Below are 12,364 nucleotides of genomic sequence, written 5' to 3' on the forward strand. Positions count from 1 at the left end.
TTTCGCCGGCCGCCGCTCGGCATTATGAACAGCAATTAATTTTATGGAGTGGGACGGGATATGCCCTCGGTAAAGCTGTGTTGTCTGGTGGGAGCCGCGATCGGGGCCGGGCTGGCGGTATTGACCTCGCCGGTGGCCCATGCCGACGGCGAACGGGCCGACCCGCGCGGCTGGAACGCCTCCGCCATGGGCGTGTATGTGTTCGAGGACCAGGATCGCAACGACGTGGACTACGGCACCGGGCTGCGCTTCGGTCTGGGCCGCCAGATCGGTGAGCACTGGGACCTGGAGTGGCAGGGCTTCGGCCATTCACTGGAGCGCGACCGGGCCTCGGGCCAGCACTGGCAGTACGGGTTGGGCGCCGACGCCCTGCGCTACCTGTACCGCGAAGGCCCCTCTCCCTATCTGCTGGTGGGCGGTGGCGGCATTTATACCGACTCCAACCGAGGCACCGACACCAATGCTTTTCTGAACGCCGGCGCCGGTCTGCATTTCCGGGACGTGTGGGGCAGCATGGGGCTGCGCATGGAACTGCGCTATGTGCTCGACTTTTCCGACGACGGCAGCGGCAACGAACCCTTCAACGACGTGCGCGCCCTGGTGGGTCTGACCTTCCCGTTGTTCGGCGGCGGCGATTACGAAACGCGCATCATCGAGCGCGAACGGGTGGTGGTGAAGCCGGTGCCGATGGCGCCGCCGGAAGTGCTGCACGGGGTCAACTTCGAGTTCGATTCGGCCCGCCTGACCCCCAACGCCAAGACCGTGCTGCGGGAAGTGGCGGAGCGGCTGCAGGCCTACCCGAACAGTGAAGTGGAGATCGGCGGCCACACCGACTCCACCGGGTCGGCGAGCTACAACCAGGCCTTGTCCGAACGGCGCGCCGCCTCGGTGCGTGATTTTCTGATCGACCAGGGCGTGGACCCGGGCCGCCTCACGGCGGTGGGCTACGGCGCCAGCCGGCCGGTGGACGATAACGGCACCGAGCAGGGCCGGGAGCGTAACCGCCGCATCGAAATGCGGCGGATGAACTGACGCGGATAAGACGCGACGGCGTCCGGCTCAGCCGGCGTCGTCGACCTGACGCAGAAAACGCCCCAGGTGCTCGTTGACGGTGTCGGCGGCTTCCATCTGCACCCAATGGCCGATGTCGTCCAGCATCACCGGCTCGGCGAGATCGTCCATCAGCTCCGGCATCCGCTTGAGCGCGCGGCCGGCGAACTGGATCACCGGGTCTTCCTTGCCGGCCAGGAAAAACGCCGGCGGGTGGATGCGTTCACGGCCGTCGGCGCGTTGCTGCTCCCAGGACAGATCCATGGCCCGGTACCAGTTGATCGGGCCGGTCATGCCGCTGCGTTCAAAGCTGTCCACGTAGACATCCAGATCCGCCTCCGTCATCCAGGACGGCTGCGCACCTTGCGGCGGCTGCAGAATGTCGAGCAGGCCGGTGGCGGTGCCATGGGTGCGGTGTTTCTCCTTCATGCCGGGGCCGGACAAGGCGTGGTACATGCGCCGCAGAAAGTCGCGCAGGTCCGCTTCCAGTTCCCGCTCCGGCACCTCCGGTTGCTGGAAGTACAGCTGGTAGAAAAAGCGGTCACCGAAGGCGGCGCGCATCTGCTCGGTGGGCGGCTTGGGGCCGATGCCCGGGTAGGGCACCGACAGGCCGGCCACGGCCACCACCCGGTCCGGCGCCTGGCGGGCCACCTGCCAGGCCAGGGCGCAGCCCCAATCGTGGCCCACCACCCGCGCCCGGGACGCGCCGAAGGCGTCGAGGATGCCCAGCACATCGCTGACCAGCACATCCTGCCGATAGGCCTCCACCTCCTTGGGCGCGGCGCTGCGGCCGTAGCCGCGCAGGTCCGGTGCCAGGACATGGAAGCCCTGGTCCGCCAGATAGGGCATCTGATAGCGCCAGGAATAGCCGCACTCGGGAAAACCGTGCAGCAGAATCACCGGCGGCGCCGACGGGTCGCCGGCGCTGCGTACCAGAAAGTCCAGGCCGTTGGCCTGCACCCGTTGTTCCTTGATATCCAACATTGAGCGTCCTTTTTTGATTTAGCCGGCGTCGGCCAGATGGCCGCCGAAACGGTCCCGAAGATGGCGTTTGGAGACCTTGCCGGTGGCGGTATGGGGCAGCTCGTCCACGAACAGCACGTCGTCGGGCAGCTGCCATTTGGCGATTTCCCCGGCCATGTGATCGAGCAGCGCCTGCTTGTCGGGCTCGCTGCCCGGGCGCGGTACCACGATCAGCAGCGGTCGTTCGTCCCATTTCGGGTGGGGCACGCCGATCACCGCGCACTCGGCCACGTCCGGGTGGGCGGCGGCCAGGTTTTCCAGATCGATGGAGCTGATCCACTCGCCGCCGGATTTGATCAGGTCCTTGGCCCGGTCGACGATGTGCAGGGTGCCGTCCTCGGTGAGCGAGGCCATGTCGCCGGTGGCGAACCAGCCGTCCTTGTCGAACGCCTTGGCGGTGGCTTCCTCGTTGTTGAAGTAGGCGCTGATCACGGTGGGGCCCTTCACATACAGTTCGCCCACCGCCTGGCCGTCCTGGGGCACTTCCCGGCCGTCGTCGTCCACCAGTTTCATGCGCACGCCGAACAGGCGGCGCCCGGCGCTGCTCTTGATGTCCAGCCGCTCTTCCAGGGGCAGCTGATCCTCGCCCTCCACCAGAATGCCCATGCTGCCGGTGGGGTTCATTTCGGTCATGCCCCAGCCCTGCATGGCTTCGATGCCGTAGTCGTTCTCGAAAGCGCGCAGCATGCTGCGCGGCGGCGCCGACCCGCCGATCAGCACCTGGCGCAGGCGACCGGGTTTGCGGCCGCGCTGTTTCATCTCGGTGAGCAGACCCATCCACACCGTGGGCACGCCCCAGGCGCCGGTCACCTCTTCCCGGTCCATCACATCAAACAGGCTGGCGCCGTCCAGGGCGGCGCCCGGCATGATCAGCGAACAGCCGGTGAGCGGCGCGGCATAGGGCAGCCCCCAGGCGTTGACATGGAACATGGGCACCACCGGCAGAATCCGGTCGCCGACCCGGAACACGCCGTTGGAGCCGGCCAGGGCGAACAGGGCCTGCAGCAAACAGGAACGGTGGGAGTAGAGCGCGCCCTTGGGATTGCCGGTGGTGCCGGAGGTGTAGCACAACGCGCAGGCGGTGTTTTCGTCCAGCGTGGGCCAGTCGTAATGCTCCGGCTGGCCGCCCAGCAGTTCTTCATAGCAGAGCAGGTCGTCGCCCTCCGGCATGTGGGCCCGGTCGGTCATCGCCACATAGCGGGTGTGGGCCGGGAACTGGTCGCGCAGCCCGGTGATCAGCGGGGTAAAGGTGGTGTCGAAGAAGATCAGGGTGTCGTCGGCGTGGTTGACGATGTAGGCCATCTGGTCCGCCGGCAGCCTGGGGTTGATGGTGTGGCAGACCGCGCCGATGCCGGCGATGGCATAGTACAGTTCCAGATGCCGGTAGGTGTTCCAGGCGATGGTGGCCACCCGGTCGCCGGGCTTCACCCCCTGCGCCACCAGAGCGTGGGCGAGCCGCGCCACCCGGCGGCGGGTCTGCCGGTAGTTCTGACGGTGCACGCCGCCTTCCACGGTGGCGGACACCACCTCCGCCTTGGGGTGCACCTGGGCGCCGTAATCGAGCACATCCATCAGGGTCAGCGGGGCGTCCATCATCAAGCCATTGAGCATGGTTCTCTCCCTAAGCGAATCTGTTTGTTTTTTTAAACGTCTGTTTTGAAAATCGTTGTGGAGCAATTCATACCGGCGCGCCAGAAAAGGGTCAAGGCGGTTCGGGAAAATTTCACACGCCGTGTTACCTGGGGTAACAGCACGCGGCGAAGATCAGCAAACAGCATCGCGTTTAAGGCAACAAAGCGCCATTTTTTTTGCCCCGGAAACGGGCATTTTTGGACGCTCGCGGCGCGTGCGGGGACGACGCCAACCGGCGGGAAAGCCGATTTTTCGCGGCCGTCGGGCGGGCAAAGGGGTGGGACGGTGCGCTGGCGTGATTGTCCGGTTGCCCGTCGCAATCGAACATTGCCGTGCCGGGCCGGCGCGTTCATGCTTAAAGCAGCACCACGCTTGGGATAGCGGCGAATTTAAGGAGTACCGGCTTGACCTAAGTGGGGCTTTCCAGCGGCACTTTTCGACCACGCCGTGAGGCGCCGGAAAAGACCGGAAATGTCACTGGACAGGATTATTTTCGTGCGCACATACTAAAAAGTATGTCGCCACCACCGGCGCCGAGGCGAACATCGTCGGCCCGGATTTTGATGACGGACTGATCGCGCAACAAAAACAATTCCTGCGCATGCGGAAAAAATGAGAAAGCGGACACCGGGTCGAGCAGAACGGTGCCCGCAAAAACGGTAAACAAAACGCATCAAGGCGTGCTGCCCCAGGGTGGCCGCCAAGGTGAAATGCCGGTCCGCTTCGCGACACTCGGGCGCCGGCAGAACAACAACAATCGTGGAGAGCGTCATGTTGAAATCCTTTTTCACTCTTATCGCTGCCTCGTTGCTGCTGGTGCAAACCGCCGGCGCCGCCGAGACCGTGAAACTTGCCCTGATCGATCCGCTCACCGGCCCCATGGCCGGCGCCGGCCAGCCGGCCCTGGAGCACCTCAAGTTCGAAGCCAAACGCATCAACGCCAACGGTGGCATCGCCGGCAAACAGCTGGAAATCGTCGGCCTGGACAACAAGGTGAACCCGCAGGAGAGCCTGGTCCAGCTGCAGAAAGCCATCGACGGTGGCATCCAGTACGTCACCCAGGGCAACGGCTCCTCGGTGGCCTCCGCGCTGATCGGCGCCGTTGAGAAGCACAACCAGCGTAACCCGGGTAAGGAAGTGATGTACCTGAACTACGCGGCGGTGGACCCGTCCTTCACCAATGAGCGCTGCTCCTACTGGCATTTCCGGTTCGACGCCAACGCGGACATGAAAATGAATGCGCTGACCAGCTACATCGCCGAGAACAAGGACATCAAGAAGGTGTACCTGATCAACCAGGACTACAGCTTCGGCCATGCGGTTTCCGAGGCGGCGCGCGAAATGCTGAAAGAGAAGCGCCCGGATATCGAAATCGTGGGCAACGACTTCCACCCGCTGGCGAAGGTCAAGGACTTCACCCCCTACATCTCCAAGATCCAGTCCTCCGGCGCCGACGCGGTGATCAGCGGTAACTGGGGCCAGGACATCACCCTGCTGGTGAAAGCCGCCGCCGAGTTTGGTCTGGACGCGCCTTTCTACACCTACTACGGCGCCAGCTCCGGCGTGGTCACCCAGCTGGGCGACAAGGGCGTGGACCGCATCTACCAGATCAACGAGTACTACGGTGACTTCGAAGACGAGGAAATGGCCAAGCGTCAGGTCAACATGTACAAAGAGACCGGCTGGGACTTCTACTACCTGCGTCTGAGCACCCTGCTCGACATGTTCAAGAAAGCCGCTGACAAGGCCGGCTCCACCGATCCGGTGGCGGTCGCCAAGGCGATGGAAGGGCTGAGCCTGGAAACCACCACCGGTGAAGTGGTCATGCGTGCCGAGGATCACCAGATCCAGCTGCCGATGTTCATCTCCGTGATGCAGGACGACATGGAGTATGGCGCCGAAGGCACCGACTACAACTTCCACAAGGTGGCACGCATCGACCGTGATGACGTGACCCTGCCCACCACCTGTCGCATGCGCCGTCCCAAATAACGACGGCCCCGCGACCTTCCGTGATCGTGCAGTAGGGCAGCGGCGTAAGCCGCTGCTCCGGGAGCCTTGTCATGCTCGAACTTGTGATTTTTTCGACCCTGAACGGTGTGTTGTACGGCCTGTTGCTGTTCATGCTGTCCAGCGGTCTGACCCTGATCTTCTCGATGATGGGCGTGCTCAACTTCGCCCATGCCAGCTTCTACATGCTGGGTGCGTATTTCGCCTATACCCTGGGCATGTACACCGGCTTCTGGCCGGCCCTGATTCTCGCTCCGCTGCTGGTGGGCGCGCTCGGTTCGCTGGTGGAGCGTTTCGGCCTGCGTCGCGTGCACGCCAACGGCCACGTGGCGGAGCTGCTGTTCACCTTCGGCCTGGCCTACGTCATCGACGAACTGGTGCAGATGGTGTGGGGCACGGTGGCGGTGGCCTATCGCGAACCGTCCTATATGCGCGAGCCGCTGTTCACGCTGTTCGGCACCGATTATTCGATTTTCCGCGGCGTGGTGATTCTGATCTCCATTCTGATGTTCATCGCGCTCTGGTACCTGCTCAAGAAAACCCGCGTCGGCATGATGATCCGCGCCGCCCTGACCCACGGTGAAATGGTGGGGCATCTGGGCCACAACGTGCCGCGGCTGTTCATGGGCGTGTTCGGGTTCGGTTGCGCGCTGGCGGCGCTGGCCGGCGTGATCGGCGGGCCGCTGCTGGCCACCGAGCCGGGCATGGCCGCCACCCTCGGGCCGATCGTGTTCGTGGTGGTGGTGGTGGGCGGCATGGGGTCGCTGCAAGGGGCCTTCTATGCGTCGTTGCTGATCGGCCTGCTGCAGACTTTCTTCGTCGCCATCGACGCCTCCCTGGCGGACGTGTTCAACGCCCTGGGCGCCAACCTGGACCCCTATGGCGAGGTGGGCCGTATTTCCCTGGCCACCCTGGCGCCGATGACGCCCTTTATCCTGCTGGTACTGATCCTGATCTTCCGGCCCCGCGGTTTGATGGGGGAACTTGAACCATGAGCCAGGACATTATCGCACCCATGCAACGTACAAAATCCCGCACCTCCCTGCGCGGTCTGGTGCCCTGGGTGGTGTTCGCCGCGGTGTTGCTGCTGTTGCCGGTGTTCTTTCAGGGCAACAGCACCGCCTTCACCCTGCTCAACGTGATCGGTATCAATATCGTGTTCGCGTTGTCCTACAACATGCTGCTCGGTCAGGGGGGCATGCTGTCCTTCGGCCACGCGGTGTTCTTCGGCCTCGGCAGCTACGCCGCCATGCACGCCATGATCGCCATCGACGAGGCGTCCTACGCCGGCGAGGGCTTCTGGGCCCATGTGCCGGTGCTGGGCATGCCGCTGGTGGGCATGATCGCCGGCGGGTTGGTGGCGCTGGTGCTGGGCTGGCCGTTCTGTCGCCGGGCCGGCACCGCCTTCGCCATGATCACCCTGGGTCTCGGCGAAATGGTGGCCGCGGCCGGTCAGATGTTCCCGTCGCTGTTCGGCGGCGAGGCCGGTATCTATGGCAACCGCATGGTCGGGCCGCAGTGGTTCGGCCTGGAGCTGGCGCAGTCCTCGGACGTGTACTGGTTCATCGCCTTCTGGACCTTCGCCGGGGTGTTCGCCATGTGGGCCTTTACCCGCACGCCGCTGGGGCGCATGTCCAACGCGGTGCGCGATAACCCGGACCGTCTGCAGTTCATCGGCTACCCGCCGCGCAACGTGCGTTTCATGATCTTTATCGCCGCCGGTTCCTTCGGTGGCCTGGCCGGCGGCATGGCGGCGGTGAACTACGAGATTATCACCCCGGAAGCCCTGGGTCTGATCCCGTCCGGCCTGGCGCTGCTGATGGCCGCGGTGGGCGGGCTCGGCGTGTTCTACGGGCCGATCGTGGGCGCCGTGGTGGTGACGCTGATGAACTCCATGCTCAGCGACTATACCGACGCCTCGATCCTGTACGTGGGGTTGGTGTTCCTGGCCATCGTGATGTTCGCGCCGCGCGGTCTGGGCGGCGGCATCGAGCAGGTGCGCGTGGCCTGGCGGGACGGCGATCTGGGCCGGCGCCTGCCGGGCTGGCTGAGCGGCGCCCTGGCGGTGGGTCTGATCATCGTCGGCCTGGTGGTTCTGATCGAACTGGCGTTCCAGGCCACCCATGGCAGTGACGAGTTCGCCCATGTGTTCGGCGTGGACTTCGACGCCGCGGGCCCCTGGGGCTGGCTCACCGTGGTGGTGCTGCTGGTGGCCGGCGGCCTGATCAAGCGTGCCACCAACAAGCTGCGGGAGGACCAGGCATGAGCGCACTGTCGATCAAGGGGCTGACCAAGAGCTTCGGCCCGGCGGAAGTGATCTGCGGCGTCGACCTGGACGTGGCGGAGAATGAAGTACACGCGGTGATCGGCCCCAACGGGGCCGGCAAATCCACCTTCTTCAACCTGCTCTCCGGGGCGTTCGCGCCCACCAGCGGGGAGATTTACCTGCACGGCGACAAGATCAACGGGCTGAGCCCGGACAAGATCCAGCAGCGCGGGCTGTCCCGGTCGTTCCAGGTCAGCAACGTGTTCGGCAACCTGTCGGTGTTCGAGAATCTGCGCTGCGCCTGCTTCAAGCAGGCCCATGCCGGCTATGTGTTCTGGCGGCCGGCGGCGCGGGTGCGCGAGGCCAACCGGCGCGCCGAGGAAGTGCTGGAGATGATCGGCCTGCAGGCGTTGCGCGATGTGCCGGCGGGGGCCTTGCCCTATGCCAGCCAGCGCGCGCTGGAAATCGGCATGACCATCGCCTGCGACGCCAAGGTGGTGCTGCTCGACGAGCCCACCGCCGGCATGAGCAATACCGAAACCACCCAGGCGATCAATCTGATCCGCCAGGTGGCCGAGGGCCGCACGCTGATGATCGTGGAGCACGATATGGGCGTGGTGTTCGAACTGGCCGACCGCATTTCGGTGCTGGTCTACGGCAAGATCATCGCCACCGGCACGCCGGAGGAAATCCGCAACGATCCGCGGGTGAAGGAAGCGTATCTCGGGGAGGAGGCGGCGTGATGCTGGAAGTCAACGATTTACACGCTTACTACGGGAAGAGCCACATCCTCAACGGGGTGAATTTCTCCATGAAGGAAGGCGAGGTGGTGGCGCTGCTGGGCCGCAACGGCGTGGGCCGCTCCACCACCGTCAAGGCGATCATGGGGGAAGTGCCCCCGCAGGGTTCGATCCGCTTTCGCGGGGAGGAGATCGCCGGCCTGCCCAACCATCGCATCGCCCGCAAGGGGCTGGGCTATGTGCCGGAAAACCGGGACATCTTTCCCACCCTGTCGGTGCGTCAGAACCTGGAGCTGGGCATCAAGAACACCCGCCGGCCGGGCAAGTGGAAGGTGGAGCAGTTTCTGGAGATGTTCCCCAATCTGGCCCAGCGGGCGGATTCACCGGCGGGCGTGCTGTCCGGCGGCGAGAAGCAGATGCTGACCATCAGCCGCACGCTGATGGGCGATCCGGAGCTGATCATGATCGACGAGCCCACCGAAGGGCTGGCGCCGTTGATCGTCAAGCAGATCGGCGAGTTGATCTCGGAGATCGCCCGGGCCGGCGTGTCGATTCTGCTGGTGGAACAGAAGCTGTCCATCGCCATGGACATTTCCCATCGCGTGCTGGTGATGGGGCACGGGCAGATCGTGTTCGAAGGAACACCCCAGGAGCTGCGCGCGGATGAGGCGATCCGCAAGGAGTGGCTGGAGGTATAGAAAGGTTTTGGTTCCATCGTCAATGGGCTGGCCCGCTTCGGCGGGCCTTTTTTATGCGTCCGGCGCCGGCGCCGGTTGCCGGAGGGTCCGTTCACGCTCGGGCGACGGCGGCGACGCCACCCTGGGCACTAAACATGCAACTCAGAACAACAATCAGGAGAGCCCCATGTTGAAAACACTGCTATCCACGCTCGCCACCACCGTTTTGCTGGTCGGCACGGTCAGTGCGGACACCGTTCGCATTGCCCTGATCGATCCGCTCACCGGGCCCATGGCCGCCGCCGGCCAGTCGGCGCTCGACCATCTGAATTTTCACGCCAGAACCATCAATGCCAACGGCGGCATCAACGGCGACAAGATCGAAATCGTCGGCATGGACAACAAGGTCAATCCCCAGGAAAGCCTGGTACAGTTCCAGAAAGCCGTGGATGACGGCATCCGCTATGTGACCCAGGGCATGGGGTCCTCCGTGGGCTCCGCCTTGCTGACCGCGGTGAACAAACACAATGCCCGCAACCCGGGCAAGGAAGTGCTCTACCTGAATATGGCGGCGGTGGATCCGGCCTTCACCAATGAGCGCTGCTCGTTCTGGCATTTCCGTTTCGATGCCCATGTGGACATGAAAATGAACGCCATGACCAGCTGGATTGAAGGGCGCGACGACATCAAGAAGGTCTATCTGATCAACCAGGACTACAGCTTCGGGCGGGCGGTGGCCGAGGCCGCCACCAGGATGCTCAAGGAGAAACGTCCGGACATCGAAATCGTCGGCCAGGATTTCCACCCGCTGGCCAAGGTGAAGGACTTCACCCCCTATGTGTCCAAGATTCAGTCCTCCGGCGCCGACGCGGTGATCACGGGGAACTGGGGCCAGGACATCACCCTGCTGGTCAAGGCCGCCGCGGACTATGGCGTGGATCTGCCGTTCCTGACCTACTACGGCGCCATGGCCGGTGTCGTGACCCAGGTCGGAGAAGCCGGCGTGGACCGCATCTACCAGGTCAACGAGTACTACGGTGATTTTGACGACCCGGACATGGCCAGCCAGCAAGTGGCCATGTACGAGCAGACCGGTTGGGACTACTACTGGCTGCGCCTGTCCACCATGCTCGACATGCTCCAGAAAGCCGCCGAAAAAGCGGGCAGCACGGATCCGGTGCAGGTGGCCTTCGCCATGGAAGGGCTTGGCGTGGAGACGCCCACCGGTAAAGTGCTGATGCGCAAGGAAGACCATCAGATGCAACTGCCGCTGTTCATCTCCGTGCTCAAGGACGATATGAAATACGGCGCCGAAGGCACCGACTTCAATTTCCACAAGATCGCGGAGATCAGCCGCGACCAGGTGAGCCTGCCGACCACCTGCAAGATGCGCCGGCCGGACAACGCCTGACCGCCGCCGTTTCCGGGCCGGCGCCCGGCAGGTGTTACCAGAGGTAACCTTTGCCGGCGACCGTCCCGGGACGATACCGCCCGGCGCCCCCAACGGGGTCGCGGCGGACCTCCGCAGAGTCTTGATTCCAAAGGGTTTATAGCGCCTTGCGATGAACAGTATGGACAGTTCCGTTCTCTGAATTTTATTATCTCACACGTGAGTGAATGAATGGCGGCGGCCTCACGGTCGTCCGGTTCACTCCGTTCGAGCGATAAAATAACAACCTTGGAGAGCACCATGCTGAAAGCCGTTTTCAAGCTGTTCGCCGTGTCCCTGTGTCTGTTGTCGGGCCTGGCCCGGGCGGCGGAGGCGGAGCCGGTTCGATTCGCGTTGATTGATCCGCTCACCGGTCCCATGTCGGTGGTCGGGCAGCCGGCGCTGGCGCAGCTGCAGTTCACCGCCGAACGTCTCAACAAAGAAGGCGGTATGGACGGCCATCCGATCGAGATCGTCGGCTACGACAACAAGATCAATCCCCAGGAAAGCCTGGTGCAATTGCAGAAGGCGATTGACGACGGTATCCGCTACATCATCCAGGGCAACGGGTCCTCGGTGGGCTCGGCGTTGCTGAGCGCCATCAACAAGCACAACCAGCGCAACCCGGACGACCGGGTGCTGTATCTGAACTACGCGGCCATCGAGCCGTCGTTCACCAACGAGCGCTGCTCGTTCTGGCATTTCCGCTTCGATGCCCACGTGGACATGAAGATGAACATGCTCACCGACTGGATCGCGGAGAACCCGGATTTCAAAAAGGTGTTCCTGATCAACCAGGACTACAGCTTCGGGCACACCGTTTCCGAGTCCGCCATGCGCATGCTCAAGGAGAAGCGCCCGGACATCGAGATCGTCGGCAACACCTTCCACCCGCTCGGCAAGGTGAAGGATTTCTCCCCTTACATTTCCAAGATCAAATCGTCCGGTGCCGACGTGGTGATCACCGGTAACTGGGGCCAGGACATCAACCTGCTGATCAAATCCGCCGCCGAATACGGCGTGGACGTGCCGTTCCTGACCTACTACGGCAGCACGCCGGGCACCATCACCCAGGTGGGCGACAAGGGCGTGGACCGGGTGTACCTGATCGCCGAATACCACGGTGATTTCACCGATCCGGAGATCGCCGAACGCCAGGTCGCTCTCTACAAGGAAAAAGGCTGGGACTACTACCCGCGCGTGGCCGCCATGCTGGAGATGATGAAAGCCGCCGGGGATAAGGCCGGCAGCATCGAGCCGCTGGCCGTGGCGAAAACCCTGGAAGGGCTGGAATACGACGCCGCCGCCGGCCACCTGACCATGCGCGCCGAGGACCACCAGCTGCAGATGCCGCTGTACCTGTCCGTGCTCAAGGACAACATGAAGCACGGCGCCGAAGGCACCGATTACAACTTCCATCAGATCGCGCGCTTCGACGCCGACCAGGCCACGCTGCCCACCACCTGCCGCATGCGGCGTCCGGACTGACCCAAGACGAAACCGTTCCGAGGATAACTAGGGGCGGCGGCGATCCGCC

The 12,364-nt window shown here is 63.8% G+C and carries 10 protein-coding genes; 8 read left to right on the forward strand and 2 right to left on the reverse strand.

The genetic code is table 11. The annotated features are described in order from the left end of the window. The first annotated feature begins 60 nt into the window (after positions 1-60). Positions 61-1,032, forward strand: coding sequence for an OmpA family protein (locus IM760_RS11660; RefSeq protein ID WP_204429451.1), 972 nt, complete (start codon positions 61-63; stop codon positions 1,030-1,032). A 27-nt stretch (positions 1,033-1,059) separates the two neighbouring features. On the opposite strand, the gene IM760_RS11665 is transcribed toward IM760_RS11660, so the two are convergent. Both IM760_RS11665 and IM760_RS11670 read right to left on the reverse strand, forming a co-directional pair. Then, the gene (locus IM760_RS11665; protein WP_204429453.1) at positions 1,060-2,034 is read right to left on the reverse strand and encodes an alpha/beta fold hydrolase; all 975 of its coding nucleotides are present in this window, start codon (positions 2,032-2,034) and stop codon (positions 1,060-1,062) included. A gap of 18 nt (positions 2,035-2,052) precedes the next feature. Next, the gene (locus IM760_RS11670; RefSeq protein ID WP_204429454.1) at positions 2,053-3,684 is read right to left on the reverse strand and encodes a long-chain-fatty-acid--CoA ligase; all 1,632 of its coding nucleotides are present in this window, start codon (positions 3,682-3,684) and stop codon (positions 2,053-2,055) included. Between the two features lie 792 nt (positions 3,685-4,476). Between IM760_RS11670 and IM760_RS11675 the strand changes: the two genes are divergently transcribed. From IM760_RS11675 to IM760_RS11705, 7 genes are all read left to right on the forward strand, one after another. Further along, positions 4,477-5,697 (forward strand): branched-chain amino acid ABC transporter substrate-binding protein, encoded by a 1,221-nt coding sequence (locus tag IM760_RS11675; protein WP_204429455.1) that lies wholly within the window; start codon positions 4,477-4,479, stop codon positions 5,695-5,697. Positions 5,698-5,768: 71 nt separating this feature from the next. Continuing rightward, positions 5,769-6,710 carry a branched-chain amino acid ABC transporter permease gene (locus IM760_RS11680; protein ID WP_204429456.1) on the forward strand — a complete coding sequence of 314 codons (942 nt, stop codon included), beginning with the start codon at positions 5,769-5,771 and terminating at the stop codon, positions 6,708-6,710. A gap of 20 nt (positions 6,711-6,730) precedes the next feature. Further along, a complete protein-coding gene (locus tag IM760_RS11685; protein ID WP_239549773.1) occupies positions 6,731-7,981 on the forward strand; it encodes a branched-chain amino acid ABC transporter permease in 1,251 nt (416 codons plus the stop codon). Beyond that, positions 7,978-8,724, forward strand: a complete 747-nt coding sequence (locus IM760_RS11690; RefSeq protein ID WP_204429458.1) for an ABC transporter ATP-binding protein — start codon at positions 7,978-7,980, stop codon at positions 8,722-8,724. Before IM760_RS11685 ends, IM760_RS11690 begins: the two co-directional genes overlap by 4 nt. Continuing rightward, positions 8,724-9,419: an ABC transporter ATP-binding protein gene (locus IM760_RS11695; protein ID WP_204429459.1), complete on the forward strand. Its 696-nt coding sequence runs from the start codon at positions 8,724-8,726 to the stop codon at positions 9,417-9,419. Before IM760_RS11690 ends, IM760_RS11695 begins: the two co-directional genes overlap by 1 nt. 166 nt (positions 9,420-9,585) lie before the next feature. Further along, a complete protein-coding gene (locus tag IM760_RS11700) occupies positions 9,586-10,809 on the forward strand; it encodes a branched-chain amino acid ABC transporter substrate-binding protein (protein WP_204429460.1) in 1,224 nt (407 codons plus the stop codon). Positions 10,810-11,088: 279 nt separating this feature from the next. Further along, positions 11,089-12,315: a branched-chain amino acid ABC transporter substrate-binding protein gene (locus IM760_RS11705; protein ID WP_204429462.1), complete on the forward strand. Its 1,227-nt coding sequence runs from the start codon at positions 11,089-11,091 to the stop codon at positions 12,313-12,315. The last annotated feature ends 49 nt before the right edge of the window (positions 12,316-12,364 follow it).

The organism is Alloalcanivorax marinus (assembly GCF_016906305.1).
In the GTDB taxonomy this organism is placed as follows: domain Bacteria; phylum Pseudomonadota; class Gammaproteobacteria; order Pseudomonadales; family Alcanivoracaceae; genus Alloalcanivorax; species Alloalcanivorax marinus.

Excerpts from the sequence above, each read along its gene's own strand:
- IM760_RS11675 (WP_204429455.1), top strand. The coding sequence starts at position 4,477 with ATGTTGAAATCCTTTTTCACTCTTATCGCTGCCTCGTTGCTGCTGGTG.
- IM760_RS11680 (WP_204429456.1), top strand. The coding sequence starts at position 5,769 with ATGCTCGAACTTGTGATTTTTTCGACCCTGAACGGTGTGTTGTACGGC.
- IM760_RS11700 (WP_204429460.1), top strand. The coding sequence starts at position 9,586 with ATGTTGAAAACACTGCTATCCACGCTCGCCACCACCGTTTTGCTGGTC.
- IM760_RS11695 (WP_204429459.1), top strand. The coding sequence starts at position 8,724 with ATGCTGGAAGTCAACGATTTACACGCTTACTACGGGAAGAGCCACATC.
- IM760_RS11660 (WP_204429451.1), top strand. The coding sequence starts at position 61 with ATGCCCTCGGTAAAGCTGTGTTGTCTGGTGGGAGCCGCGATCGGGGCC.
- IM760_RS11665 (WP_204429453.1), bottom strand. The coding sequence starts at position 2,034 with ATGTTGGATATCAAGGAACAACGGGTGCAGGCCAACGGCCTGGACTTT.
- IM760_RS11685 (WP_239549773.1), top strand. The coding sequence starts at position 6,731 with ATGCAACGTACAAAATCCCGCACCTCCCTGCGCGGTCTGGTGCCCTGG.
- IM760_RS11670 (WP_204429454.1), bottom strand. The coding sequence starts at position 3,684 with ATGCTCAATGGCTTGATGATGGACGCCCCGCTGACCCTGATGGATGTG.
- IM760_RS11705 (WP_204429462.1), top strand. The coding sequence starts at position 11,089 with ATGCTGAAAGCCGTTTTCAAGCTGTTCGCCGTGTCCCTGTGTCTGTTG.
- IM760_RS11690 (WP_204429458.1), top strand. The coding sequence starts at position 7,978 with ATGAGCGCACTGTCGATCAAGGGGCTGACCAAGAGCTTCGGCCCGGCG.